The sequence below is a fragment of the Streptomyces sp. NBC_00009 genome (genome assembly GCF_045040855.1).
GTDB classification, from domain to species: Bacteria; Actinomycetota; Actinomycetes; order Streptomycetales; family Streptomycetaceae; genus Streptomyces; species Streptomyces aureus.
Window position 1 is genome coordinate 7,939,254 of record NZ_CP108312.1, and the last position, 26,036, is coordinate 7,965,289.

The 26,036-nt window shown below is 69.9% G+C and carries 26 protein-coding genes; 15 read left to right on the forward strand and 11 right to left on the reverse strand.

Annotation, left to right across the window (positions count from 1 at the left end):
* Positions 1-56 precede the first annotated feature (56 nt).
* Positions 57-1,211: a D-alanyl-D-alanine carboxypeptidase family protein gene (locus OHA58_RS36020; protein WP_405483891.1), complete on the reverse strand. Its 1,155-nt coding sequence runs from the start codon at positions 1,209-1,211 to the stop codon at positions 57-59.
* 284 nt (positions 1,212-1,495) lie between these two features.
* On the opposite strand from OHA58_RS36020, the gene OHA58_RS36025 reads away from it, so the two are divergent.
* On the forward strand, positions 1,496-1,717 hold the full coding sequence (locus OHA58_RS36025; protein ID WP_405483892.1) for a hypothetical protein: 222 nt from the start codon (positions 1,496-1,498) through the stop codon (positions 1,715-1,717).
* Between the two features lie 81 nt (positions 1,718-1,798).
* Here OHA58_RS36025 and OHA58_RS36030 read toward each other — a convergent pair whose 3' ends face one another.
* The gene (locus OHA58_RS36030; protein ID WP_405483893.1) at positions 1,799-2,614 is read right to left on the reverse strand and encodes an SAM-dependent methyltransferase; all 816 of its coding nucleotides are present in this window, start codon (positions 2,612-2,614) and stop codon (positions 1,799-1,801) included.
* Between the two features lie 274 nt (positions 2,615-2,888).
* Positions 2,889-3,620 (reverse strand): TetR/AcrR family transcriptional regulator, encoded by a 732-nt coding sequence (locus OHA58_RS36035; protein WP_405483894.1) that lies wholly within the window; start codon positions 3,618-3,620, stop codon positions 2,889-2,891.
* A gap of 99 nt (positions 3,621-3,719) precedes the next feature.
* On the opposite strand from OHA58_RS36035, the gene OHA58_RS36040 reads away from it, so the two are divergent.
* The 3 genes from OHA58_RS36040 to OHA58_RS36050 all read left to right on the forward strand — a co-directional run bounded on the left by OHA58_RS36040 (position 3,720) and on the right by OHA58_RS36050 (position 6,872).
* A complete protein-coding gene (locus OHA58_RS36040; protein ID WP_405483895.1) occupies positions 3,720-4,598 on the forward strand; it encodes a patatin-like phospholipase family protein in 879 nt (292 codons plus the stop codon).
* A 5-nt stretch (positions 4,599-4,603) separates the two neighbouring features.
* Entirely contained in the window at positions 4,604-5,809 is a 1,206-nt protein-coding gene (locus tag OHA58_RS36045; RefSeq protein ID WP_405483896.1) for a cytochrome P450, read from the forward strand.
* 136 nt (positions 5,810-5,945) lie between these two features.
* The gene (locus OHA58_RS36050) at positions 5,946-6,872 is read left to right on the forward strand and encodes an NAD-dependent epimerase/dehydratase family protein (RefSeq protein WP_405483897.1); all 927 of its coding nucleotides are present in this window, start codon (positions 5,946-5,948) and stop codon (positions 6,870-6,872) included.
* A gap of 60 nt (positions 6,873-6,932) precedes the next feature.
* On the opposite strand, the gene OHA58_RS36055 is transcribed toward OHA58_RS36050, so the two are convergent.
* Positions 6,933-7,238, reverse strand: a complete 306-nt coding sequence (locus tag OHA58_RS36055; RefSeq protein WP_405483898.1) for a hypothetical protein — start codon at positions 7,236-7,238, stop codon at positions 6,933-6,935.
* A gap of 255 nt (positions 7,239-7,493) precedes the next feature.
* Here OHA58_RS36055 and OHA58_RS36060 point away from each other — a divergent pair, with 255 nt between their 5' ends.
* Complete coding sequence (locus tag OHA58_RS36060) at positions 7,494-7,790, forward strand: YciI family protein (RefSeq protein ID WP_405483899.1); 297 nt, start codon at positions 7,494-7,496, stop codon at positions 7,788-7,790.
* 52 nt (positions 7,791-7,842) lie between these two features.
* On the opposite strand, the gene OHA58_RS36065 is transcribed toward OHA58_RS36060, so the two are convergent.
* On the reverse strand, positions 7,843-8,784 hold the full coding sequence (locus OHA58_RS36065; RefSeq protein ID WP_405483900.1) for an endonuclease/exonuclease/phosphatase family protein: 942 nt from the start codon (positions 8,782-8,784) through the stop codon (positions 7,843-7,845).
* Positions 8,785-8,873: 89 nt separating this feature from the next.
* Here OHA58_RS36065 and OHA58_RS36070 point away from each other — a divergent pair, with 89 nt between their 5' ends.
* Positions 8,874-9,512, forward strand: a complete 639-nt coding sequence (locus OHA58_RS36070) for a maleylpyruvate isomerase N-terminal domain-containing protein (RefSeq protein WP_405483901.1) — start codon at positions 8,874-8,876, stop codon at positions 9,510-9,512.
* A 34-nt stretch (positions 9,513-9,546) separates the two neighbouring features.
* On the opposite strand, the gene OHA58_RS36075 is transcribed toward OHA58_RS36070, so the two are convergent.
* Together OHA58_RS36075 and OHA58_RS36080 are read right to left on the reverse strand one after the other, a co-directional pair.
* The gene (locus tag OHA58_RS36075) at positions 9,547-10,644 is read right to left on the reverse strand and encodes a hypothetical protein (protein ID WP_405483902.1); all 1,098 of its coding nucleotides are present in this window, start codon (positions 10,642-10,644) and stop codon (positions 9,547-9,549) included.
* A gap of 175 nt (positions 10,645-10,819) precedes the next feature.
* Positions 10,820-11,488, reverse strand: a complete 669-nt coding sequence (locus tag OHA58_RS36080; protein WP_405485353.1) for an agmatine deiminase family protein — start codon at positions 11,486-11,488, stop codon at positions 10,820-10,822.
* A 110-nt stretch (positions 11,489-11,598) separates the two neighbouring features.
* Between OHA58_RS36080 and OHA58_RS36085 the strand changes: the two genes are divergently transcribed.
* The 7 genes from OHA58_RS36085 (at position 11,599) to OHA58_RS36115 (ending at position 18,569) form a co-directional block, all read left to right on the forward strand.
* Positions 11,599-13,044 (forward strand): purine-cytosine permease family protein, encoded by a 1,446-nt coding sequence (locus tag OHA58_RS36085; RefSeq protein WP_405483903.1) that lies wholly within the window; start codon positions 11,599-11,601, stop codon positions 13,042-13,044.
* 64 nt (positions 13,045-13,108) lie between these two features.
* A complete protein-coding gene (locus tag OHA58_RS36090) occupies positions 13,109-14,230 on the forward strand; it encodes a C45 family autoproteolytic acyltransferase/hydolase (RefSeq protein WP_405483904.1) in 1,122 nt (373 codons plus the stop codon).
* A 268-nt stretch (positions 14,231-14,498) separates the two neighbouring features.
* Complete coding sequence (locus tag OHA58_RS36095; protein ID WP_356083066.1) at positions 14,499-14,723, forward strand: hypothetical protein; 225 nt, start codon at positions 14,499-14,501, stop codon at positions 14,721-14,723.
* A gap of 144 nt (positions 14,724-14,867) precedes the next feature.
* Positions 14,868-14,984, forward strand: coding sequence for a putative leader peptide (locus OHA58_RS36100; protein WP_323136385.1), 117 nt, complete (start codon positions 14,868-14,870; stop codon positions 14,982-14,984).
* A 74-nt stretch (positions 14,985-15,058) separates the two neighbouring features.
* On the forward strand, positions 15,059-16,291 hold the full coding sequence (locus tag OHA58_RS36105; RefSeq protein WP_405483905.1) for an LLM class flavin-dependent oxidoreductase: 1,233 nt from the start codon (positions 15,059-15,061) through the stop codon (positions 16,289-16,291).
* A 21-nt stretch (positions 16,292-16,312) separates the two neighbouring features.
* Entirely contained in the window at positions 16,313-17,686 is a 1,374-nt protein-coding gene (locus OHA58_RS36110) for an NtaA/DmoA family FMN-dependent monooxygenase (RefSeq protein WP_405483906.1), read from the forward strand.
* Between the two features lie 91 nt (positions 17,687-17,777).
* Positions 17,778-18,569, forward strand: coding sequence for an inositol monophosphatase family protein (locus tag OHA58_RS36115; RefSeq protein ID WP_405483907.1), 792 nt, complete (start codon positions 17,778-17,780; stop codon positions 18,567-18,569).
* Between the two features lie 88 nt (positions 18,570-18,657).
* Here OHA58_RS36115 and OHA58_RS36120 read toward each other — a convergent pair whose 3' ends face one another.
* Together OHA58_RS36120 and OHA58_RS36125 are read right to left on the reverse strand one after the other, a co-directional pair.
* Positions 18,658-20,967: an MMPL family transporter gene (locus tag OHA58_RS36120; RefSeq protein ID WP_405483908.1), complete on the reverse strand. Its 2,310-nt coding sequence runs from the start codon at positions 20,965-20,967 to the stop codon at positions 18,658-18,660.
* A gap of 293 nt (positions 20,968-21,260) precedes the next feature.
* Complete coding sequence (locus OHA58_RS36125; protein WP_405483909.1) at positions 21,261-21,899, reverse strand: GNAT family N-acetyltransferase; 639 nt, start codon at positions 21,897-21,899, stop codon at positions 21,261-21,263.
* Between the two features lie 181 nt (positions 21,900-22,080).
* Here OHA58_RS36125 and OHA58_RS36130 point away from each other — a divergent pair, with 181 nt between their 5' ends.
* Positions 22,081-22,278 (forward strand): zinc-binding dehydrogenase, encoded by a 198-nt coding sequence (locus OHA58_RS36130; RefSeq protein ID WP_405483910.1) that lies wholly within the window; start codon positions 22,081-22,083, stop codon positions 22,276-22,278.
* Between the two features lie 39 nt (positions 22,279-22,317).
* On the opposite strand, the gene OHA58_RS36135 is transcribed toward OHA58_RS36130, so the two are convergent.
* Positions 22,318-23,166: an aldo/keto reductase gene (locus OHA58_RS36135; RefSeq protein WP_405483911.1), complete on the reverse strand. Its 849-nt coding sequence runs from the start codon at positions 23,164-23,166 to the stop codon at positions 22,318-22,320.
* A gap of 113 nt (positions 23,167-23,279) precedes the next feature.
* Here OHA58_RS36135 and OHA58_RS36140 point away from each other — a divergent pair, with 113 nt between their 5' ends.
* Positions 23,280-23,417, forward strand: coding sequence for a hypothetical protein (locus OHA58_RS36140; protein ID WP_405483912.1), 138 nt, complete (start codon positions 23,280-23,282; stop codon positions 23,415-23,417).
* Positions 23,418-23,516: 99 nt separating this feature from the next.
* On the opposite strand, the gene helR is transcribed toward OHA58_RS36140, so the two are convergent.
* Positions 23,517-25,700, reverse strand: a complete 2,184-nt coding sequence (gene helR / locus OHA58_RS36145; protein WP_405485355.1) for an RNA polymerase recycling motor ATPase HelR — start codon at positions 25,698-25,700, stop codon at positions 23,517-23,519.
* Positions 25,701-26,036 lie beyond the last annotated feature (336 nt).

Here is a 26,036-nt window from a genome sequence, read left to right on the forward strand (position 1 = left end):
GCGCGGAATCGCGGAGGGCCGCCTGTCAGGCGCCGGGCCCCGGTGCGCGCGGACCGTCACCTGGCGGAGCGCCTGCGCCTGCGCCGGACAGCCTTGAGGACGAAGGGCACACAGGCGAGGCTGAGCAGGGCGACGGCCGCTTCCAGATGGCGGGTGAGGCCGGACGACGCGTCCCCGGACGTGGAAGCCTGCGCGGCGCCGGCACCGTGGTGGGCAGCCTCGGGGTGACGTGGCGCGGCGGGCGAGGCCGACTCTCGCAGCTGCCCTGCCGTCACGGCCTGTGGAGCGGCGTCGAAGCCCCAGTCCAGGAGTTCGCGGCTCTCTTCGTAGACGGCGTTGGCCGAGTTGTCCTGCGGATTCATGATGGTGATCAGGATCGTTCGGTTGTGCCGGGTCGCCGCGGCGACGAGCGTGTTGCCGGCCTCGGACGTGTATCCGTTCTTCACGCCGATCAGCCCCGGATAGGGCTCCACGCCGTGGGACCCGACCAGGAGGCGGTTGGTGTTCTGGATGCCGAAGGAGTCGGGGCCGCCCGCGGCCGGGAACTGGGCCGACTTCGTTCCGCAGTAGCGACGGAAGTCCGGGTTCTGCAACCCTGCCTTCGCGAACAGCGACAGGTCGTACGCGGATGAGTACTGCCCTGGAGTGTCGAACCCGTCGGCGGAGCGCACCGAGGTGTCGTGCGCGCCGAGCCGGTTCGCGGTGGCCTGCATCCGCGCGAGCGTGAGATCCATTCCGCCGTTCAGTCTGGCGAGCGTGTGCACCGCGTCGTTGCCGGAGCTGAGGAAGACACCGCGCCACAGGTCGCCGACGGTGTAGCTGGTGCCTTCGTGCACGCCGACGAGACTGCTGCCAGGAGCTACGTCGTCGATGTCGGCGGTGACGGCCGTGTGTTCTGTGGCGGCGGGCAACTGCGGCAACAGAGCCAGCGCGAACAGCGTCTTGAGGGTGCTGGCCGGCGCCAGGCGAAGGTGCGGTGCCTTGGCGGCCAGCAGATTGCCGGTGCCGACGTCGGTGACCGTCCAGGACAGGGCGGACACATCCGGTGCGTCCGGCGTCCCCGGCGCGGTCTGGATCTGATTGCTCACACCGTCGGAGCGGGGCACCGCGGCCGCGACGCCGCCGACCGGGCCGATCGCGATCGCCGCACCGGCGAAGGAGGCGACAACTGACTTGGTAATACAGGGGTAAAAGCCTACGAATCGTGCCATGGCGGAAACTTAGGGTCGTTTCCCGCCCCCCTGCCATCGCGCTTACGCCATTCGGCGGGGGCCGGATGACTCCATGTCACATGGAGTGGTCCTCGCCTCACCTGGTGGCGACGTTGGGTGCAAGGGCGGTCTGTCGCGCGCGTACGCAGTCAGGGTCTCCCGCCATCGAAGGGACCGTCTGCACTGTCGTGACAGCGCTGTCGTGAGGGCGTTGCGATGAGGGCGTTGTGATGAGGCGAGGCGCGTGGTGCAACCTGCCGCGGTGACCTGCGAGACTTTGCCGTGTGAGCCATTCCCGCCGCCCCTTGGGCACCGGACCGAGCCTCGACGAGGCCACTGAGCCCGCGCGCGCCGTACGAGGCCGCACGGCCGCGGAGCGAGCAGGTGCTGCCCCGCAGCCTTTCGACCCCGAGCCGTCCTCCGCCGACGAGGCGGAGCTGACGGACTCCGGCCGGCGCAGACTCGGCGTCGGCCCGTGGTGGCGGAACGACGATCCGGACGCATAGCCCGATCCGGCGACGGCTGCCGGCCTCGGCTTCCGGAAGCGCTTGGTCAGTAACTCTCTTTCATGGAACGGGAGTTACTCATCACGGCTTGCGGGCCAGGCCGCCGTGCTCGGCGATGAGCTGCGGGGCCGGGGAGTCGGATTCCGGGCGCCAGAACGGCACCGAGACCACGCCGGGTTCCAGGAGTTCGAGGCCGTCGAAGAACGCCGTGATCTCGTCGACCGGGCGCAGGAAATAGGGGACGGCGCCCGAGCTGTTGTAGCCGTCCTGGGCCTGCTCGAAACCGGCGTCGATGCCGCGCGACCCGTCGTTGATGGAGAGGTAGCTGCCCGACGGCAGTCCGTCCATCAGCCGCTTGACGATGGTCCGCGCCTGCTCGTAGTCGCCCATGTGGCCCAGGATGTTGCTGAGGATCAGGGCCGTGGGGCGGGTGAGGTCCAGCGTCTCGGCGGCCGCCGCGAGGATGCGGTCGGGGTCGGCCAGGTTCGCGTCGACGTAGGCGGTCGCACCCTCGGGGGTCGAAGTGAGCAGCGCGCGGGCGTGCGCGAGGACCATCGGGTCGTGGTCGACGTACACGATCTTGGTCTCGGGGGCGATCCGCTGAGCGACCTCGTGGGTGTTGTCCCCGGTCGGCAGGCCGGTGCCGATGTCGAGGAACTGTCGGATGCCCGCCTGGGTGACCAGGTACGAGATGTTGCGGCGGAGGAAGGCGCGGCTGCTGCGGGCGATGGTGGAGATGCCGGGGAACAGTGCGCTGTACGCGTCACCCGCCTCCTCGTCGACGGGGTAGTTGTCCTTGCCGCCCAGCCAGTAGTTCCAGATCCGGGCCGAGTGCGGAACCGACGTGTCGATCTTCTGGTGAGCCGTGGCTCCGGGCGTCGTCGCGTGGTCCGTCATGGTTACCGTCCGTCTTCCAAGCGAGGCGTGAACTGTTTCCACCGCATAACCTACGTCCCAACAATCGTGGTACGCACACCAGTTCACGCGATCGGACGGAACTGGTGCTCGAACCGTCGTCGCGTCGCAGCCGGGCGTGGGCACGGCGTGCCCATCGCGGAGTCGATGACTTTCACAGTCGTCGGACACGCGGCCACATTCGGGGCTTCTGGGGGACTTCTGGCGGCGGACGCGGAGCGCCTTCGCGGACGGTCGTGGCGGACGCCTTCGGTCGTCAGCGGTTGAAGTGGTGCAACGTTTCGTTGAGTTGCTCGGGCGTGAGCGCGGGGGAGGGGAGCGGGGGCGACGTCGGTGCGGCGCGGAGGCTGTCGCAGAGGAGCGCGAGGGGGCGGCGCCAGGCGTCGGGGGTGGTCGCCGTGGTGAGCGCGGGGACGGCGCGGCCGAGTGCGGCCAGGGCGAAGAGCACGTCCTCGGTGGTGAGGTCGGGGCGGATGGTGCCCTGGTGGCGACCGCGTTCGAGGAGAAGCTCCATGGTGCGGTGGTTGTGGGCGTGTACGGCCTCCAGTGACTCGACGCCCTCGAGATGGGTGGTCATGAGGTCGTTCGTCCCGCGGTCGGTGGCCAGGACGGTGAAGACGGCCTGGAGGTAGCCGGTCAGTCCGGTCCAGGCATCGTCGACGTCCCGGGCGCGGTCGCCGGCGTCCATCGTGCCGGTCAGCTGGTCGCGGAAGACCGCGTCGACGAGTGCGGCGCGGTGGGGGAAGTGCCGGTACAGGGTGGCGTTTCCCACGCCGGCGCGGCGGGCGATCACGTCCAGCGGCGCGTTGAGGCCCAGTTCGGTGAATACCTCGTGGGCGGCTTCGAGCAGCAGGTCCCTGTTGCGCCGCGCGTCTCGGCGACGGACGGGTGCGCCGGCGCCCGAACCGTCCTTGCCGCTGCCAGTCCCGCTGCCGCTGCCGGTGTCCGCGGTTCCGTCCGGGCGGTCCGTGCTGTCTGTCATCTTCATCGCCCTTCACGGTACCGGGGAGTGCTCCCCAGTACTGATGCTAACGTCGGCACGAGAAGTGGGGAGTGCTCCCCGTTTACGATTTGAGGGGGTTGCGAAATGAGCGACAGGGAGACCAGGAACACCAGGGACGACAAGGACGGCATGGCACTGGTGTTGGGCGGTGGCGGGCCCGTGGGCGGGGCCTGGATGACGGGAGTGCTGGCCGGTCTCGCCGACGCGGGGATCGATCTCCTGAGTGCAGACGTGGTCATCGGCACGTCGGCGGGCGCGATCTACGGTGCACGCATGGCCTGCGGCGAATCCGCACGCGAGTTGTACGAGCGGCAGCTGGCCCGAGCCGATCGCATCGACCTGCCGGTCACCACCGCCCAGACCCTTCGTTTTCTCCGGGCGGCACTCGGCTCCCGTGACTCGCAGCGGTCCGTACAACGGCTGGGACGAGCCGCCCTTGCCGCTCGCACAGCACCCGAGGCCGACGTCCGTCGCACCATCGCCACTCTGCTGCGGGACGCCGCCGCCTGGCCCGCGAACACCGATCTGCGCATCACGGCGATCGACGCGCACACCGGATCCCTGGAAGCGTTCGATGCCGCCGGACAGGTCACTCTCGCGGAGGCGGTCGCGGCCAGTTGTGCCGTCCCCATTGTCTGGCCTCCGGTGTCGGCGGCCGGGCGTCGCTGGATCGACGGCGGCAGCCGCGCCACCGCCAACATTCATCTCGCCCGTGGCTACCACCGCGTTCTGGCCATTGCTCCGTTGACCTCCGCGCCGGGCCCGCACCCGAGCGCCCAGCAGCAGGCGGCCGAACTCGCGGCCGCGGGGGCCGACATCCTGCTGGTGTCCCCGGACCGTGACGCCCGCCGCGCCATGGGACGGAACATGGCCGCGGATACTCCCAGGCCCGGCGCCGCACGCGCCGGCCATGCCCAGGCCACGGCGCTCGCAGACGCTGTGTCCCGTCTCTGGAAGGTGTGACGGAGATGGGAAAGCGCCCTCAGCCACCCACCCTCAACGACCTGGCCCCGGAAGGCCACGACATGGCCGCGGACCCCTACCCCGTATACGCGGCCCTACGGGACAAGGGCCCCGTGCACCGCGTCGCCGTCCCGGAGAGTGGGGAGGCGTGGCTGGTCGTCACACGTGACGCGGCACGCGCCGCGTTGACCGATCCGCGCCTGCGCAATGACATCCGGCACTCCTCCTCCTGGCGTGACGACGGCGGACACGCCATCGGACGCAACATGCTCCAGACCGACCCACCCCAGCACGGCCGCCTCCGCCGCCTGGTCGCAGGCCACTTCACCCCCGGGCGCATCACCGCCCTCCGTCCGCGGATCGAAGCCCTCGCCACCGACCTGCTCGCCGAACTCCCGCACCACGGGACAGTCGACCTGGTCAGTGCCTACGCGCTGCCCCTGCCGGTCACCGTGATCTGCGACCTCCTGGGCATCCCCGCGTCCGACCGAGCGGCTTTCCACGCTTGGTCCAACGCGCTGATCATGCCGGAGAACCCGGAGCGCGCGACCTCGGCTGCCACCGAACTGACCACCTATCTCGCCGAGTTGATCGAACACAAACGTCGCGCACCGGACTCCTCGCTGCTCAGCATCCTCGCTGCCGCCGACACCTCGGCCGATGACGCTCGCCTCACCACCGACGAACTGCTCGGCATGGCCTTCCTCCTCCTCGTCGCGGGCCACGAAACCACCGTCAACCTCATCTCCGGCACACTCCACGCCCTGCTCACCCACCCCGACCAACTCGACCTCCTCAGGGCCGAGCCTGAGCTGACGGGCGCGGCCATCGAGGAGTCGCTGCGCTACAACTCACCCGTACACGCAAGCGCGTTCCGCTTCGCCGCCGAACCGCTCGACATCGCCGGAACGCACATCCCTGCGGGCGACGCCGTACTCATCTCCCTCGCCGCCGCGTCCCGGGACCCACTGCACTTCCCCGACCCGGACCGGTTCGACATCCGCCGCGCGCCCAACAGCCACCTTGGCTTCGGTCACGGCCTCCATCACTGCCTGGGCGCGCCCCTGGCCCGCGCCGAAGCCACCATCGCCCTCCGCCTGCTCCTCCGCGACCGCCCCACCCTCGCGTTCGCCACGGACCCGGCCACTCTCACGTGGCGCACCAGCACCCTGCTCAGAGGCCTGACCGCACTCCCTCTGCGCGTCGGCTGAGCCACCGCGGACAACAATGCTGCTAGGCGCAGACGGAGCGCGGCGAACGTAAGGCCGGTTCGATGGCTCCACATGTCACAGATGGCCGCGCCGTCTCGTCTCAGGTGTGAGGGGCCGAATCGGAATCAAGAGGGTGATGGCTGTGCGGGTATTCGTGGCAGGTGGGACCGGGGTCGTGGGGCGGCGGCTGGTGCCGCAGCTCGTGGCCCGGGGGCACCAGGTGACGGCTACGACGACGAGCGCGGCCAAGCTGGGCCTGCTCGGGGACCTGGGCGCGGAGGCTGTCGTGATGGACGGGCTGGACGCGGTGTCGGTCGGCGAGGCGGTGGCGAAGGCCCGGCCGGACGTCGTCGTGCACCAGATGACCGCGATCGCCGGCAAGCCCGACATCAAGCACATGGACCGCTGGTTCGCGACCACCAACCGGCTGCGAACCGAGGGGACGGACCACCTGCTGGCCGCCGCCGAGGCGACCGACGTGGCCCACTTCGTCGCGCAGAGCTACGCCGGCTGGAACGGCGCCCACGAGGGCGGCTGGGTGAAGACCGAGGAAGACCCTCTCGATCTGATGACGGGGACGGCGGCCGGACCGGGGATGGAGGCGATCCGCCATGTCGAGGACGTGGTCGTCCAGGCCGGCGGCGCGGCCCTGCGATACGGCGGGCTGTACGGCCCCGGCGCGACCGACGACCAGGTCGAGCTCGTGCGCAAGCGTCAGTTCCCGCTCGTCGGGAGCGGCACCGGCTACAGCTCGTGGGTGCATCTCGACGACGCGGCGAGCGCCACCGTACTGGCCGTCGAGCAGAAGGCGACGGGCGTGTTCAACATCGTCGACGACGAACCCGCCCCGGCCCGCGAGTGGCTGCCGTACCTGGCCCGGTGCGCGGGCGCGAAGCCTCCCCTGCGGGTTCCCAAGTGGCCGGCCCGCCTGTTGGCCGGGGAAGTCGCGGTGCGGATGATGACCGAGGGGCGCGGCTTCTCCAATGCCAAGGCCAAGCGGGAGCTCGGCTGGGAGCCGCGCTATCCGTCGTGGCGGCAGGGCTTCCGGGAGGGCCTCGCGTGACCCGGACGGAGGAGCCGCGCCACCGGGGTGGTCAGTGCATCAGCGCATCAGTGCCCTGAGTCAGCCGACCAGCGTTTCGAAACCAGCCCGGTCGCAGTACGCGGCCACCCTGGCTCCGCTGTCGTGCATGCGGTACACAACGGCCGCCTCGGTGTCACGCAGGATGTGACTGCCGCCCGTGTCCAGGTGCTCCCGGTCCAGTACCTTCGCCGCGTCGATCACCATCTGACCTGCGACGGAGTCGGCGTCAGGCGTGTCGACGTCCTGCTGCCACTGGCCGAACTGGGCGCAGAACCGCTCCTGTTGGGCCGCAGCCCTCTTGGGGTCGGAGCTGTCGCCGAACCAGCACCCGGTGGTCAGGCCCAAGCAGAGCACCACCGCCCCGGCTACTGCCGCCGCCCGTCCGGAATGAGATCCGCCCTGCCGTCCCCGCACCGCAATCCCCCAAGCCGTCCCACCGGCGTGGTGTGCCCTGAAGGCAGGCTCCACGGACGGGGTACTGATCTTTTCGACAAGCCGGGCAGCATAATCGCACAGCGATCGCCCCGACCTGCCGCAGACTCAGACATACCTCGGGCCTACCTCAGACTCTGACTCGGACTCACAGGAGAGAACACCACGATGCCTATCTACGCCGTGACCTACACCTACACCGATGACTCCGCGGGCCGCGACGCCGTCCGACCCGCCCACCGGGAGTTCCTCGGCGTGCTCATCGAGCAGGGGATCAATCTCGTCTCGGGCCCCTTCGCCGAGGAGGACGCGCCCGGCGCGCTGCTCCTGTTCCGCGCCGCCGACAAGCAGTCGGCACTGGCTGCCACGGAGAAGGATCCGTTCCGCCTGAACGGGCTCGTCAGCGACGTCTCGGTCCGGGAGTGGATCCCCGTACTCGGACCGCTGGCCGACCAACTGTCCTGAGGACCTGTGCGGCTGCCACCGACCCGCGGTGACAGCCGCACGATTCCACTGTCTAGCCCAGCGCGATCCGGGCGGCGACAGGCAGGTGGTCGCTGCCGGATTCCGGCAGGGTGCGGATATGGGTGACGGTCGCCGAGCGGGCCATGACCTGATCGATCCGGGCCACCGGGAACGCGGCGGGGAAGCTGAACGCGAAGCCGCGTTGCGCCGTGTTCATACGTGAGGTCAGCGGGGCCAACCCTCGGTCGTCGACCGTGCTGTTGAGATCGCCCAAAAGGATCACCGGCTTCAACTTCTCGGCAGCGACAACCCGGCCCAACATGCCCGCGCTCTCGTCGCGCCACGTGGAACCGAGACCGCTCGCCCCGACGCGGACCGAGGGCAGGTGCGCGACGTACACCGCGATCTCGCCGTGCGGAGTATGGGCCACGGCTCGCAGCCCGCGTTCCCAACTCTCCGTAATCCCACGGGGTTTGATGTCCACGGTCCGGGAGCCGGTCAGCGGATGCTTCGACCAGAGTCCGACCGTGCCCCGGACCGCGTGGTACGGGTACTGCGGGGCCAGCGTCTTCTCGTAGACCGGCAGCGCCGCCGGGACCAGTTCCTCCAGCGCGATGAGATCGGGCTCGGCGTCGGCCAGGGAGCGCGCGGTACCCGCCGGGTCGGCGTTCTCGTCACTGACGTTGTGCTGCACCACGACCAGGTCGTGTGCGCCGGGTGTCGCCCCCGGCAACAGCAGCCCGCCGCAGAGGTACGTCCATGCCGCCACGGGCAGGAGCAGGGTCACCAGCGCGATCGCTGAACGGCGCATCAGCGCCAGGACCAGCAGCACCACGACCACCAGGCCGAGCCACGGCAGGAACTGCTCCAGCAAACTGCCCAGGTGCCCCACGGAGTTGGGCACGGCGCGGTGGAAGGCCACCAGCCCGGCCGTCACGACGGCGAGCCCGGCGACCACGCGCCCCCGTTCCCAGGCCGACCGATCCCACTTCACCACGGCTTCCCATCTGCTCGGCATCCCCTCTCAGGACGAACCGTCAGACGGATCAGGTTCCCCCTCCACCCGTTGTTACGATCTTGTGCATGGACAGCGCAGACACCACCGTCGACGGCGAGGACGTGCGCCGGGTCGTCACTCTGGCCGTCGACGTCCTGGAAGGTGCCGATCCACAGGCATGGGAGGCCAAGGCGGGAACGCTCGAGTGGACCTGCTGGGAGACGCTGGAGCACCTGGCCGACGACCTGTTCACCTACGCGGCGCGGTTCGGGCTCGCGAAGCCGCCGACGGACACGCTGCTGCCGTTCCGGACGAGCAGTGACCGAAGTGGCGGGCCGGCGAACGTCATCTCCGTCGACCGGGCCGCGGGCCCCGACGGCCTCCTCGTCGTCCTGGAGGCGTGCGGTGGCCTGATGGCGTCCGTCCTGCGCACGGCCCCGTCGACCACCGTTTCCTACCACGTCTTCGGGCCCTCGGACCCGGAAGGCTTTGCGGCGATGGCCGTGGTCGAGACTCTCGTGCACACCCACGACATCACTCAGGGACTGAACCGGCAGTGGTCGCCGCCGAGGGAGGTGTGCGAACGCGTCCTGCGGAAGCTCTTCCCTCACGTCACCATCTGCGGCGACGCCTGGGACAACCTGCTGTGGGCAACCGGACGCACCGCACTGCCCGATCGCCCACGGCTCACCGCGTGGCGCTGGTACGGGACGCGGAGCGAATAGTCCACGCGCCGACTCACTCGCGCCCCCGCACCGCTCACGACCGTGTCGCCGTCCCGCACTCCGTATCGTCGGCGGCCTGCATGCGCGCGTCCATCGACGTACTCCGGTCGTACGGGTCGACCTCGGGGCCGGCTCCCGGGCCGGTCACCGCGCGCTCGGAGCGGAACTCCGGGACGTAGAAACCGGTGTCGTTGTCACAGCCGCCGTTGGCGGTGTCCGACTTGTAGGAGACGAGGGAGAACGTCCCCGGCTCGGTGATCACCTTGGCCGGGTCGTCCCAGCTCATCACCACCTCGCGGCGCACGATCGTGCGCGCGACCTCGTCCCTTCCCTCCGCGGCGTGCGCGACCGGGTAGACGTACGTGACGTCGGTGGTCACCTTGACCGCACCGCGCTTGCCCTCGCGGTACGTGATCCGCCCGCGCGTCTTGACCACGTCCCCGACGAGACGCACCTTCTCCGTCGCGAAACGGCTGAACAGCAGCAGAGGATCGGCGTCCTGGCTCGGTGCGCGGAACGCAGTCGCCAGGTAGTCCTGGACGTCTTTCTGCTTCGGATTGATCAATGCGATCGCCTTCTCGGGCGGCTGTCCGAGCAGCACACCGGAATCCAGACTGGACGCGGCAAGAAAGTCCCGGGACCTGTCGAGCGCCTGCGAGACCTGCGCCTTGCTCATCCAGCCGGTCGCCCGGGCCTCGGGGACGGTGATCCCCGCCGTTCCGTCACCCCATTGCGCCGCCGGTGATCCCCTGAACGGCTGCTGAAGGGTGGGCTGTTGGGCCGCCGACTCCGTCGCGGGCGGCTGGTCGGGACGTTCCGACTCCGCGGCGAGCGGGTTGTCGCCGCCGCCTCCACCGCCGAACCAGTCGGTCACGCGCCCGGGATCCAGCGCCACGAACAGCATGCCCGCGGCGAGGATCAGACCGACCACATACCAGCCCTTGCCGCGCCTCTGCCGGGCCGGTTGGTGGGTCCGCCACCCCTCGGGCCGGCCGGTCTCCTCCCGCAGCCGTCGCGTCACCATCCGGGCCCGGGCCGACGGTTCCTCGGGCGCGCCCTGAGTTCCGGCCTCGGCCTCCCTCTGGAATCGCTCCCATTCCTCGTCCGATATGGACGCCCCACCCTTGCTCACGATCTGCTCCCCGCCCCTTCCGCGGCACTTGACGCGGTGCTCTGCCTTCACCGCGTCGAGTCGGCCGATGGCATGGTTGCCGCCTCGGCGTCGATGATCCTAAACCGTGTGCACGTGGGGCGGGGTGTCTCGACGGACCGGCGCCGAGCCGTAGCCCGGCACCGGTGCGCGGTCGCTACGTGCGTGGCTGCTGCTGCGTGACGCAATGGATGCCGCCGCCGCCCGCGCCGAGGCTGTCGATGTTGAGCTGCTCGACGGTGCGGCCGGGGAACAGCCGCTGGAGGACCGCCTTGGCCCCGGCGTCCGCGCGGGTGTCACCGAACTGGGCCGAGATCACCGCACCGTTGCACACGTAGTAATTGGCGTATGCCGTAACGAAGTTGACGTCACTCGATCGGATGCGGGAGTAGTCGGGGCCCTGGAGCTTGGTGACCGCGATCGGGGTGCCATCGGCGTCGGTGGACGTGGAGAGGATCTGGTACTGCCGGCGGGCGTCCTTCGACCATCGACACCATCGCGGGTGGCGGCGGCGGAATCCACTGCTCGACCCACGACCAGCCGGGCAAGCCGGCCGCGTAACCCCACCCCATGCACGGGGCCGCCAGGTCAGGGACGAGCCGTCGCATGCCGGGCGGCAGACGTCGGCTCGTTTCGCTGCTTGGCGGCTCTGGTGGTTCGGGCACGTCGGGTCACTGCGGCAGCTCTTGGGGGCGCCTCCGTCGTCTCGGTCCGTGAGGTGACCGTCGTCCTGGCGGGTGTCAGGGCCGAGGCGCCCGTCGGGGGTCCGGCTGCCTCCTGAACATGGCGTATCGACGGTGCGGCTGCCGTTGTACCGCGAACGTATTTCCGGTGAACCCTTGACGTCTCGCGACCCTCCGCTATTAGATCTCCTCTATTGGGCATGCGGCCAATAGAGCCGGTCGGTCATGCCGTGACGCTTCATGGGAGGACGCGATGGCGACCAGAGACCTGACAGCCACCGCCGGCAGAGACGCGGCCACGGCCGTGGAACAGGCCGGACAGCTGGAAGCGCACGGGATCGACTACATCCCGGAGGAGGAGCGGCACGGCCGACCCCGGGAGCTGTTCGCGGTGTGGGCGGCGCCCAACGTGAGCTACCTGAGCCTCGTCGTGGGTGCGGCGCTGGTCCTGATGGGCCTCACCCTCGGACAGGCGCTGGCGGTGATCGTCGCCGGCAACCTGCTGTGGGCGCTCACCGGAGTCCTGGCCGTCAGCGGGCCGGCCGCGGGCACGACGGGCTCGGTCGTCTCCCGTGCCATGTACGGAGTCCTCGGGAACAAGGCCGTCATCGCGCTCACGGGCTGGCTGATCTCCGCCGCCTATCTGGCGCTGAACTGGTCCGCGGCCTCGGTCGCCGCGTTCGGGCTCGCCCGGCGGCTCGGCGCTCCCGACAGCCCCGTGCTCGACGGCGTCATCATCTGCGGCATCGCCGCGGCCACCCTCGTGGTCAGCGTGTACGGCCACGCCACGATCGTGCGGCTGTACTCGGTGCTGAGTGTCGCCCTCACCGTCGTGTTCGTCGTCGTGAGCGGCTACGTACTGGGACACACCGACTGGTCCTACCGGCCCGCCGAGTCACTGCACGGCGCCCAGCTCTGGGTGACGCTCGTCGGCGGCTTCGCAATCATCGCGTCCACTCCGCTCTCGTACAGCAACAGTCCTGACCTGGCGCGATACCTGCCGCGCGACAGCAAGCCGATGGCGGTGGCGGGGTGGACGGCGCTCGGGGCCTTCCTGCCGAGCGTGCTCTTCACCGGCGTCGGTGCCCTGGCCGCCACCACGCTCGACATGAGCGACCCGGAGGCGGCGCTCGAGGGGATCCTCCCGAGCTGGTTCATCCCGGTGTTCGTCATCGCGGTCGTCCTCAACACCGTCGCCAACAACGGCCTGACCGCGTACAGCGCGGGTCTCACCCTCCAGTCCATCGGCGTGCGTCTCGGCCGGATCTGGGCCGTCCTGATCATCGGCATCCTGGCCACGGCGATGACGCTGTACGCCCTCCTCGTCTTCGACTTCCTGACCAGCGTGAACACCATGCTCGAACTCGTCGTGGTGGTCACTGGACCCGCCGTTGGTGTGTACGTCGCCGACATCTGGATCTGCCGCAACCGTTACGACGGTCCGCAGCTCCTCGACGAGCGGCGCGGCAGCCCGTTCTGGTACGACGCGGGCGTGCACCGGGCGGGAGTGGCGGGGTTCCTCGCCGGTGCTCTCGCCGGAGTCCTGTGCGTGAGCACGAGCTTCTGGACCGGCCCCGTCTCGTCCTCGCTCGGCGGCGCGAACCTGTCCCTCGTCGCGGGACTCGTGGTCTCCGCCGTCGTGTACGGGGGGTTGGGGCGCACCCGGCGCCGCGCGGTGACCCGTGAACCGGGCGCGTGACCGACGCGCGACAGCTACGGCCCCACGCCCCGACATCCCCACACCCTCCGAGGAGAACGCAGTCATGATCGCCCGTCCCGCCGAACGCCTCCACGTCGAGGTCGCGTCGTCCGACCCGTTCGCGCGCGGAGCCGCCCGCGGTGAGCGACTGCGCGACACCCTCCCCGGAGGGATCGCCGGGTACGACCGTTTCTTCCGGCTCGGCGGCATCAGCCCGCAGCAGGTCCGCGACGACGCCGAGCGTGCGCTCGACACCATCGACGCGTTCCGCCCCCGTGCGCGGGCGGAGATCGAGGGCATCGCCCACGGCGCCGGAGTCGACGTCTGGCGCATCGCGGCGCTCAACGCGCGCACCGAGATACTCGCCCGCAGCGCCACCGTCCCACCCGGCGAATGCTCGACGATCGTCCGTCGCACGCGTGGCGCAGCCGGCACCGTCGACACCTTCGGAATCCAGACCTGGGACTGGCACGTCGAGCTGAACCCCTACTGGCACACCCTGGAATCCCGCGGCGGCACCCACGACGTGGTCGGCCTCACCGAGCACGGCATCCTCGGCAAGATCGGCATCAACAGCGCAGGCCTCGCACTGCACTTCAACATCCTCGGCCACCGCCGAGACGGCGTCGGCGGCGTCCCCATGCACGTCCTGGCCGCCGTCGTCCTGGAGGAAGCCGGGAGCGTGGCGGAGGCCGTGGAGATCGTGCGCGGCGCTCCGATCGCCTCGTCGGGATCGTTCGCCCTCTTCGACACCTCCGAGGCCGTACTCCTCGATCTGAGTCCCGAGGGTGTGTTCGCGGTGGAATCCGACCGGGGCACGCTCGTGCGCACCAACCACTTCCTCACGCCGGCTCCTGCGGCCGGGGAGAAGACGTGGCTCTACCAGCCGGATTCCGGCGAGCGCTACGACCTCATCCGCAAGCGCCTGACGCCCACCGCTCTGCCGCAGTCGCCCGACGACCTCGTTGGTCTCCTCGTATCGGGTGAGGGCGAGGCGGCTCTCACCTGTCTGCCCGACATGAACCTTCCCGAGGGACAGCGGTGGGCAAGCCTGGCCACGGTCATCCTCGAACCGGCCACGAGCACGGCGCGCATCCTGGACGGCACACCGGCAGACGCCGGTTCACGGCCCTGGCGCCACCTCGCGGCACAGCGTGGCTCGGATACCGGATCCGGTACGCGGTGAACTCTTCACAGCACTGGACCCTGCTTCTCACGCTCTTCTGATTCCAAAACTGTTCCCGCAATGGGCGGAAGCCGTCACCGTCGAGGACTGGGTCGGTTCCCTGGCACAGGGCACCTGATGTCGCAGGTCGCATGTCGCAGGTCAACTCACTGACGGAATCTCGCAGTCGGGCCGATGAACCCCGCCGGGGATGTCAGGTGCTACCTGACGGTAAGGTGATCACGCTGGCCCGTTCGGGGTGGGCTGACGGACTCGGGGGAGTACGAAGATGGCCAAGCCGGTACGCGCGTCGCTGGGAGAGATGTGGATCACCTGCCAGGTCTGCCGCAGCGAACTCTTCCGTGAGCGAGGCGTCAAGCTCAACAGCACCGGCATGGAGTTCATGAAACTGGCGTGGGCGGACGAGACGGCAACCGGCCTGATCTGCTGGAAGTGCGGCTACGTGCACCTCTTCGTGAACCGTGAGATCCGGCTTCATCGCGCCGAGGACTGACCCGGCTCGGGGAGTCTTAGCCCTCCCCGGTACCAACACGACGGGTTCCGTACGAGATTCGGGCCAGAAGCGGGAACAGACGGCGGGGGCGGACCGTTCTTGCTGACAATGCAGTGTGTACTGGCGATGAGAGGGAGGGCGGTCATGACCCAGGTGTCCCGCCTGTGCGCCCTGGTCCTTGCCCCGTACCGCCCGGTGCACCTGTACACCCGCGCCCATATCGACCTCCAGCGCGTCGCCGGCGCGCTCTGTTGTTCCTGATCGGATTCTTCGCCGTCGCACCCTCCGCCTGAGGGTCGCTCATCTCGTACGGTCGATCAGGAAGGCACCCTTTCGTGTCCTCGTCTTCTTTGCTGCCCTCTTCAACCCCCTTGCTGCACCTCGCCGTTGCCCTCGACGGCGCCGGCTGGCACCCGGCCGCCTGGCGTGAGCAAGTGTCCCGGCCCCGGGAGCTGTTCACCGCCCGCTACTGGGCCGACCTCGTCCAGGAGGCCGAGCGCGGGCTGCTCGACTTCGTGACCATCGAGGACGGACTGGGGCCCCAGTCCTCGCACTTCACGGAGCCCGACGCCCGCACCGACCAGGTCCGCGGGCGCCTCGACGCCGTCCTCATCGCCGCCCGCGTCGCCCCGCTGACCCGGCACATAGGCCTGGTGCCGACCGTGGTGGCCACACACACGGAGCCGTTCCACATATCCAAGGCGATCGCCACGCTCGACTATGTGAGCTCCGGGCGCGCGGGACTGCGCGTACAGGTCTCGGCACGCCGGAACGAGGCCGTGCACTTCGGACGCCGTACGTTCCCTGCCCTCCGCATCGAGGACCTGGACGGCCCGGAGGTGAAGGAGCTGACGGGCGACCTCTTCGACGAGGCCGCCGACCACATCGAAGTGGTGCGGCGGCTGTGGGACAGCTGGGAGGACGACGCGGAGATCCGGGACGTCGCCACCGGCCGCTTCATCGACCGCGACAAGCTGCACTACATCGACTTCGAGGGCAGGCACTTCAGCGTCAAGGGCCCCTCGATCACCCCCAGGCCGCCCCAGGGCCAGCCGGTCGTCAGCGCTCTGGCCCACCGGAGCGTGCCGTTCCAACTCGTCGCGCGTTCCACCGACATCGGATTCGTGACCCCGCACGACGCGGACCAGGCGCGTGCCTTCGTCGACGAGATCCGTACGGCACAGGCCGCGGTCGGACGGGCGGACGAGCCCGTCCATGTCTTCGGCGACCTGGTGGTCTTCCTGGACGACGACCCGGCCGCGGCGGCGGCACGGCGCGAACGGCTCGACGGCCTGGCGGGCTACACGTACACCAGCGACGCCCGGATCTTCACGGGTACCCCCGCTCAACTGGCGGATCTGCTCCAGGAGTTGAAGCAGGCGGGTCTCACCGGATTCCGGCTGCGTCCCGGCGTCGTCGGCCACGATCTGCCCGCGATCACCCAGGGACTCGTCCCCGAGCTGCAGCGGCGCGGAGCGTTCCGGAGCGCGTACGAGGCCGACACCCTGCGCGGACTCCTCGGGCTCGCGCGCCCCGCCAACCGCTACGCCGCCACCGCCACCGTCTGAGCCGGAGGGACCACCGACACCATGCCTCGCAAGCAGATCCACCTCGCGGCCCACTTCCCGGGCGTCAACAACACCACCGTATGGAGCGACCCGAAGGCCGGCAGCCACGTCGAGTTCAGTTCCTTCGCGCACTTCGCGCAGACCGCCGAGCGGGCCAAGTTCGACTTCCTGTTCCTGGCCGAGGGCCTGCGCCTGCGCGAACAGGGCGGCGAAATCTATGACTTGGACGTCGTGGGGCGGCCCGACACCTTCACGATCCTCACCGCGCTCGCCGCGGTCACCGAGCGCCTCGGGCTGACCGGCACCATCAACTCCACCTTCAACGAGCCCTACGAGGTCGCCCGTCAGTTCGCCAGCCTCGACCACCTCTCGGACGGGCGTGCCGCGTGGAACGTCGTCACCTCCTGGGACGCGTTCACCGGCGAGAACTTCCGGCGCGGCGGGTTCCTGCCGCAGGACGAGCGGTACTCGCGCGCCAAGGAGTTCCTGACCACCGCGAGCGAGCTGTTCGACTCCTGGCACGGGGACGAGATCGTCGCCGATCGGGCGAGCGGCACCTTCCTGCGCGACGCCCAGGCCGGAGCCTTCGTCCACCAGGGACAGCACTTCGACATCAGCGGGCAGTTCAACGTCCCCCGCAGCCCGCAGGGCCGCCCGGTGATCTTCCAGGCCGGTGACTCCGACGAGGGGCGCGAGTTCGCCGCGTCGAGCGCCGACGCGATCTTCAGCCGGTACAGCACCCTCAAGGAAGGGCAGGCGTTCTACACGGACGTCAAGGGCCGCCTTGCCCGCCACGGCCGTACGCACGACCAGCTCCTGATCCTGCCCGCCGCGACGTTCGTACTCGGCGAGAGCGACGCCGAGGCGGCGGAACTGGCCCGCGAGGTGCGCCGCCAGCAGGTCAGCGGTGCCACCGCCATCAAGCACCTGGAGTTCGTCTGGAACCGTGACCTGTCCGGCTACGACCCGGACGGCCCGCTCCCCGACATCGACCCCGACCTCGGCGAGCACACCATCGCACGCGGCCGCGCCCAGGTCCGCATGTACCGCGACCCACTGGCCACGGCCCGCGAGTGGCGGGAGCGCGCGGCCGCCAACAAGTGGTCGATCCGCGATCTCGTCATCGAGACCGGCAACCGCCAGTCCTTCGTCGGCTCCCCGGCCACGGTCGCCGAGACCATCAACGACTTCGTCCAGGCGGACGCGGCCGACGGCTTCATCCTCGTCCCGCACATCACCCCCGGCGGCCTCGACGTCTTCGCCGACACGGTCGTCCCGCTGCTCCAGGAACGCGGGGTGTACCGCACGGAGTACGAGGGCAGCACCCTGCGCGACCACTTGGGCCTGACGGAGCCGAGCGCTGTGGAAGCCGGGACCCGGCGAGCGGCGTCGTAACGACCCGTCCACCACGCGATGCGCACCCGTGCCGGAGCCGGCGGTGGGCTTTCCGCCGCCGTCTCCGGCGCCGCCCGATACTCTGCACCGCGTGATCAACTCATCTGCGAGTTCTGAGGATTCCGTGGTCGCGACAGCCGCGGCGAGTGCCGGTGCCGACGTGGTGCGCAGCCTGTACGGGCGACGCCTCACCCGCATCGACAAGGGCGCGGGGGACTTCGCCACCGCCGCCGACGTGGAGGCCGAGAAGGCCATTGTCGACGTCATCCGCGCCGCCCGCCCCGACGACGCGGTGGTCGGTGAGGAAGGTGGGCAGCAGGGCACGGCCGATGCCGCGCGCCAATGGCTGGTGGACCCGTTGTGCGGGACTCTGAACTACGCCGTCGGCAGCATGCTCGTTGCCGTCAACGTGGCGCTGCGCGACGGTGCGGCGGCGGTGGCCGACCCGTTCAGTGGCGAGGTGTTCTTCACGGACGGGACGAGCGCGTGGGTGCGGCGCGACGGGGTGGACGAGCCGCTGGCCCCGACGTCCGCCACCTCGCTCGTGGACGTCAACCTGGACCCGCCGTTCATCAACCGGCCCGGCTTCCGGGCCGTTGACCTGCTGGCCCACCCCGCGTTCGTCGAGCGGTTCCGGCCGCGGGTCGTGTCGACGACGCTGGCGCTGGCCTGGGTCGCGGCCGGCAAGCGCGCCGCGTACGTCACCGACGGCGCTGACCTCACCGGCAGTGTGCACTTCGCCGCCGGCATCGCACTGTGCCGGGCCGCCGGCTGCGTCGTCACCGGGATCGACGGCGCCCCGACCGGGGCTGAGGGGCGGGGACTTGTGGTGGCCGCCGACGCCGAGACCCATGGGCAGTTGATGTCGATGATCCGCAGCTGAGACAAGCCCGCCGCCCCGGTGACCGTGATCACCGGGGCAGCGGGCTTGTGGCGGGGAGGGGTCCCGGGCGGGCCCGGACCGCGTGGGATCAGCCGCGTACGGGCTCCAGTTCCCGCTCCTCCTCCTCGTCGTTGTTCCTGTCCTCGTCCTCGTCCTCGGCTGCCGGTGACGACGACGGCGCGAGCGTCTTGTGCAGCTTCTCGCCCTCGACGTCCATGTTGGGCAGGAGCTTGTTGAGCCATCGCGGCAGCCACCAGGCCGACTTGCCGAGCAGGGCGAGGACCGCCGGGACGATGGCCATGCGGACGACGAAGGCATCGAAGAACACCGCGATGGCGAGCCCGAAGCCCATCATCTTGATCATGTCGTCGTTCTCCATGATGAAGCCGGAGAAGACACTGATCATGATCACCGCGGCAGCGCCGACGACCCGTCCGCCGTGCTTGAAGCCGGTGACGACCGCCTCGGCCGGGCGGGCCCCATGGACGTACGCTTCACGCATCCGCGTCACGAGGAACACCTCGTAGTCCATCGCCAGGCCGAACACCACGCCGATCATGAAGATCGGCATCATCGACATGATGGGGCCCGGCTGGTCGACGCCGACGATGTCCGCGAGCCAGCCCCACTGGAACACGGCGACGACGGCGCCGAGCGCCGCGGCGACCGACAGCAGGAAGCCCAGGGCCGCCTTCAGCGGGACGAGAACCGAGCGGAACACCAGCATCAGCAGCAGGAAGGCGAGCCCGACGACGAGACCCAGGTAGGGCAGGAGGGCGTCGTCGAGGGTCTGCGAGAAGTCGATGGTCATCGCCGTCTGCCCGGTGACCAGGACATCGGACTTGGTGTCCGCCTCCAGGCCGCTCGCCTGGGAGCGGATCGTCTTGACGAGTTCCTCGGTCTTGTGGTCGCTCGGGCCTGTGGTCGGGACGACCGTGATGATCGCGGTGTCACCGGCCGGGTTCACCGAGGCGGGCGTGACCGCCGCGACGCCGTCCACCTTGGCGAGGGACGTGCCCACCGTCTTGGCGGCGGCAGCGGCGTCCTTCGTTCCGCCCGTGTCGACGGTGACCATCAGCGGGCCGTTGAAACCCGCCCCGAACGACTCGGACAGCAGGTCGTACGCCTTGCGCTGCGTGGTGTCCGGCGCCGATGTCCCCTCGTCGGGCAGCCCGAGTTCCAGACTTGTCGCCGGGATGGCGACCGCGCCCAGGCCGAGTACACCGATCAGCAGCACGGTGACGGGACGGCGCAGCACGAGGCGCGCCCAGCGGGTGCCGAGGTTGGGCTTGGTGTTCTTGGCGTCCGTGGCGCTGTGCGTGGCGCCCGGCTTCGTGAGGCCCCTGTCCTTGCTGTCCGCGCGGCTTTTGAGGTTCTTGCGGTCCTTGCGGCGCAGGGCGCGCTTGCCCGCGAAGCCGAGCAGCGCGGGGATCATGGTGAGCGCGATGAGTACGGCGATGGCCACGGTGGCCGCGGCCGCGAGGCCCATCTTGGTGAGCATGGGGATGTTGACGACCGACAGACCCGCGAGAGCCACGATCACGGTCAGCCCGGCGAAGACCACGGCGGAGCCCGCGGTTCCGGTGGCCCGGCCCGCTGCTTCCTCCGGTTCTCGGCCCTCGGCGATCTCGGCGCGGTAGCGGGAGACGATGAAGAGGGCGTAGTCGATTCCGACCGCGAGCCCGATCATCATCGCCAGCGTCGAGGTCGTGCCCGAGAGGTTGAGGACGCTGCCCAGGGCGGCAATGCCGGAGACACCGATGCCGACGCCGATGATGGCGGTCAGCAGCGGAAGTCCGGCGGCGATCAGCGAGCCGAAGGTGATGACGAGGACGACCGCGGAGACAGCGATGCCGATGAGTTCGGCCGATCCGCCCATCTCCTGCTCGGCCTGGACGGCGTCACCGCCCGTCTCGACCGTGAAGCCCTCGGCGCGGGTCTTGTCGGTGGCGTCCGTCAGCGCGTCATGCGTCTTGTCCGTGAGCTCCGTCGAGATCACCTTGTAGGTGACGGACGCGTACGCGGTGGTGCCGTCCTTGCTGACGGCGTTCGCCTTGTACGGGTCGGCCACGCCGGCGACCTGCGGCCCCTTGCCGAGCGCCGCGACGAGCTGGTTGACCTCCGCCTTCGCGGCGGGGTCGGTTATCTTCTCGCCCTCCGGCGCGCGGATGACGACGCGGGCCGTTGCGCCCTCCGCGCTGGCGGCGGGGAAGCGCTCGTCGAGCAGGTCGAAGGCCTTCTGGGAGTCCGTGCCCGGCATGGAGAACGAGTCGGCGGGCGGCGCCGGCGCGGCCGAGGACGCGTATCCGATGCCGCCCAGGAGCAGCACCCACAGCAGTGCCACATAGCGGCGCCGCCTGAAGGAGAGGCGCCCTAGTTTGTAAAGGAAGGTAGCCACGGCGAAAGAGACTCCCGTCGGGTGGAGGCGGAGGCAGGCGCGACCGCCCGGCGGTGCCCGTGGCACGTCAGGGAAGTCAGCAGGATTTCTCCCTCTATCGTCGCCGCATTCCGGAGCCCGGATGTCAGACTCCGGGACGGACTCCGGCCCACGCCTGCGGTAGTCGGACGCTGCGGCCGGTCATCCCCCGGTATGACCGCCAGACCCCTTTTGTAGAGCGATGGGTGCAGGAGGGGGGTGGAGGCCGGGACCTGAGGACGAGTCCGCCTCCGGCGCCGGGCCCGTGACCGGCCTCAGTGTTTGCGCAGGTCAGATGGGCTGTGATGCCAGGCGCAGGCAAGTGAAAGGATCATGTCCAGCGACGGTGTGCCGTCCGGTCCGGTGAAGGGACCGACGAGCTGGAACCCGTTCTTCTCGTAGAAGCGCAGCGCCCGCGCGTTGTCGGCGAGTACGCCGCCCCACAGGATGACCCGCGTCCTGCCGAGCCGTCGTACGGCCTCCATGACGAGCGGCAGGACGAGCGAGCCCACCCCGCTGCCCTGGTAGGCGTCGGCCAGCGTGGGGCCGAACCGGCAGTCGGTCTGCTCGGTGAGGTGGATCCCGGCGGCCCGGTAGCGCGCGATGTCGCCCGCAGTGAGCGCGAGGCTGAGCTCGAACAGGCCGACGATGTGCGCCGAGGACTCGTCCTCCAGCACCAGCCGCAGTTTGTCGTAGCGCGCGATCGCGTCACACAGTTCGCGGGCCGCCGCGAGGTCGTATCCGTCGAAGGTGCTCAGCCGTCTCGACTCCGGGGTGAGTCCCTCGAGGAAGCCGGCCAGGCGCTCCGCGTCGGCGTGGACGAGAGGGCGCAGTACGGCCTTCGAACCGTCGCGCAGGCGCAGGCGGCTGGTCAGGACCAGCGGGTCCCCGGCGATGTCGGTGAGTGTGAGCACTGAAGCATTGTGCTGCCAAGGGGGAGAGTCTCGTCCTCGACCATGTCGGCGGACAGACCTTCGCCGACTGCCTGCCCGCCACCCGCGTCGACGGCCACATCGTCAACATCGGCCGGCTGGGCCAGGCACGGTCCACATCGACCTGGACGCCCTGTCCTACCGGCACCTGCGCCTGCGCCGGGTGTCGTTCGGCATCACACGCGCGGCCGAACTCGGCGCAGCCATGGCCGAGTTGACGCCCCAGGTGCTGCCCGCGGTGGCAGACGGACGTATCCGCCCGGTCATGGACAGCACCCCGCCCTTCGACCAGGCCAACACGGCGGCCGAGCGCCTGCGCACGCGCCAGGCCCACGGCAAGATCGTCCTGCCGATGCCCTGAGTCGGGGCGCGCAGCGGGGTCCAAGCCGGAGCGCGCGGGTCAGGTGTTCGGCTGGAGCTTGCCGAAGCGGCTGACGACCTCTGGGTCACGGTGGTCGAAGAACAGGGACTTGCCCGTGTCCATGGCGTCGATGGATGCCATCTGGTCGTCGGTGAGCTCGAAGTCGAAGACGTCGAGGTTCTCCGCCATGCGGTCGGCGCGGACCGACTTGGGAATCACGACCACGCGCCGCTGAATGAGCCAGCGCAGCACGACCTGCGCCACGGACTTGCCGTGCGCGGCGCCGATCCCGCTGAGCACCGGGTCGGAGAAGAGGTTGTTGCGGCCTTCGGCGAAGGGCCCCCAGGACTCGATCTGGACCCCGCGCTCGCGCATGACTTCCTGGTCGGCAGTGCGCCGGTTGAACGGGTGGGTCTCGATCTGGTTGACCGCCGGAGTGATCTCGTTGTGGTCGATGAGGTCCACGAGCCGGTCGGGGTAGAAGTTCGAGACGCCGATGGCCCGGACGACGCCCTCGCGGTGCAAGGCCTCCATGGCACGCCAGGAGCCGTAGACGTCGCCGAAGGGCTGGTGGATCAGGTACAGGTCGAGGTGGTCGAGGCCCAGCTTTCGGAGCGAGGTGTGGAAGGCGCGCCTGGCGTTCTCCTCGCCGGCGCTGGAGATCCACAGCTTGGTGGTGACGAAAAGTTCCTCGCACGGGATGCCGCTGGCCTTGATCGCACGGCCTACGGCCTCCTCGTTGCCGTAGGCGGCCGCGGTGTCGAGGGACCGGTAGCCGGCGGCGAGGGCGTCGCTGACGGCCTGCTCGGTCTGTTCGGGCGGGATCTGGTAGACGCCGAATCCGAGGATCGGCATCTCGACGTCGTTGTTGAGGCGGACGTTCTGCATGGGGTGTTCCTTACGTGGGTGGTGTTCCTCTCTTGGCCATTCCCCGGCGCGGTGGGTGCTCGCGCAACCGGAGGTCACGCGGGCGTCCGGGGCAATGACCCCGACAGGCTCCGATGGACCTCGGCTTCCACGAAGGCCGGGCGGCCGTCGCCGCGCACCTGCTGACTCCGGAGTCCGACGGGGGACTGCCGATGCCGCGTGCCCTGGTGGGTCAGGAGGAGCCGGTCCGTCTCGTCGACGACCGCACCTGAGGCACGCTGACCGGTACGACGGTGTGCCCGAGCCCGCCACGTACGCGGCAGGGCTCGGGCACGCACCCTTCGCCGGCGATCACACCGGCCTCTCCCAGCTCAGGAACTCGTCAGGATGACGAGCTGCTGCGTCGCCCGGGTCATCGCCACATAGCGGTCGACGGCTCCTTCGATACCGTCGCCGTACTCCTGCGGGTCGACGAGGACGACCAGGTCGAACTCGAGGCCCTTCGACAGCTCCGGGGTCAGGGACCGGACGCGTGACGTCGCCCGGAACGCGGGGTCGCCGATGACGCAGGCGATCCCGTCGTCGTGTGCGGCGAGCCATGTGTCGAGGATCGAGTCCAGGTCCGTGACCGGTCCGTGGACGACGGGGATGCCGCTGCTGCGGATGGACGTCGGCACGTTGGCGTCGGGGAGCTCGGTCCGGATGACCGGCTCGGCTTCCGTCATGACCTCTTCCGGAGTGCGGTAGTTGATGCTCAGAGAGGCCGGTTTGATCCGGTCGAGCCCGGCCCGCTCCAGGCGTTCCTCCCACGACTCCGTGAACCCGTGCCTCGCCTGGGCGCGGTCACCGACGACGGTGAAGCTCCGGGACGGGCAGCGAAGGAGCAGCATCTGCCACTCCGCGTCGGTCAGTTCCTGCGCCTCGTCCACGACGATGTGCGCGAACGGTCCCGCGAGGCGGTCCGGGTCGGCGGTGGGCAGCGCGCTCTCGTCGATCAGGCTGTCCTGGAGGTCCTTCCCGCGCAGCATCCGCACCGCGCCCTCGCTGTCGTCGCCGGCCGAGTTGAAGTCGGCGGCCGAGATGATGTCGTCGATCACGAGGGCCATGCGCTCCCGCTCGGCGGCGACCGCGGCGTCGTGCTGCCGCTTGCGCCGCGCAGCCTCCGGGTCACCGAGCCGCTGGCGAGCCGCGTCCAGGAGCGGCAGGTCGGACACCGTCCAGGCCTGGGGGGCGTCCTTGCGCTGCAACTTCGCCACGTCGTCGCGGTCGAGCCAGGGGGCACACATGCGCAGGTAGGCGGGGACCGTCCACAGGTCGGAGACCAGGTCGGCGGCCTCGAGCAGCGGCCACGCGCTGTTGAGGGCCGCGACCAGATCCCGGTCCTGCCGCAGCGAGCGCAGGAACAGATCGGGCGAGACGCCGTCCTCGTCCTCGTCCATGCCCTGCTTGTCCATGAGGATCGAGGCCAGTTCCTCCCAGACCTGCTCGCGCGCCTCGTTGTGCGGAGCGCCCGGACCCGGCGCCTTGAAGGCCTCGGCCCAGTCGTCGGCGCTCACCCAGATGTCGGACCAGGCCGTCGTGGCGGTCATGCCCTTGGTGGGCGGCTCCTCGTAGAACCTGACGGCCTTCTCGATCGCTTGCACCATGTCCGCGGAGGCCTTCAGACGGGCCACGTCCGGGTCGGTCTCCACGGTCGCTGCGGCGCCCTCGGTGACGAGGTCCTGCAGGATGCAGGTCTGTACGCCGTCCTCTCCGAGGCTGGGCAGGACATCGGCTACGTAGTCCAGGTACGGCCGGTGCGGACCGACGAACAGCACACCGCCCCGGCGGTGACTGAGGCGCGGGTCGGAGTAGAGGAGGTACGCGGAGCGGTGCAGGGCGACGACGGTCTTGCCCGTGCCGGGGCCGCCGTCGACGACGAGGGCGCCGCGCGAACCGGCGCGGATGATGGCGTCCTGGTCCGCCTGGATGGTGCCGAGGACGTCGCGCATACGGGCCGACCGATTGCTGCCCAGGCTGGCGATGAACGCGGACTGATCGTCGAGCGCGGCGCGTTGCTCCAGGCCGTCGGCGGTGAACACCTCGTCCCAGTAGTCGCTGATCCGGCCGCCGGTCCAGCGGTACCGGCGGCGGCTCGCCAGGCCCATCGGGTTGGCGTGGGTCGCCCCGAAGAACGGCTCGGCGGCGGGGGAGCGCCAGTCGACAAGCAGCCGGCGCCCCTCGCTGTCGGTGAGGCCGAGCCGCCCGATGTACAGGGGCTCGGTGTCGTCCGCGCCGACGACACGGCCCAGGCACAGATCCAGCCCGAAGCGGCGCAGGGCGCGCAGGCGGCCGGTCAGCCGGTGGATCTCCGAGTCCCGGTCCATCGCCTCGCGGCCGATGCCGCCGGGGGCCCTGCGCAGGGCGTCGAGACGGTCGGAGAGTTCGGTGATCGTCTGTTCGAGGCTGCTCGCGATGGCCGCGAAGTGCGCCTCGTCGCCGGCGATCAGGGTCGCATCAGCCTTGGAGGAGAGACGCTCGGGAAGGTCGAACGCACTGGTGGTCGTGGAGGTCAATGTCATCAGCTCCGATCCGAGGTCATGCCTGCGAAGTCCGACGGTGCGCACACGCGAACCTCGGCACCGAGCGTCCACACCGGCGACGCGAGTCCCACCACCGGCTCGACGCCACCGCACGACCCATCAACCGACAACAACACATGCACTTCGTTGATCTCCCATTTCCGCAGGTACGGGCCTCGGCCAGCGATTGTGCGGCATGGTGGGGGCCTTGCCGCAAGCCCCCCAGTGCGCTATAAGTTGAGAGTGGCAAGGAGTGGAAAGGCCTCCTTGCCCTTCTTGTTTTCTACGCCTTCCTTGCTCTCCACGGACGGGCCGGGCCCATCCCTCAAG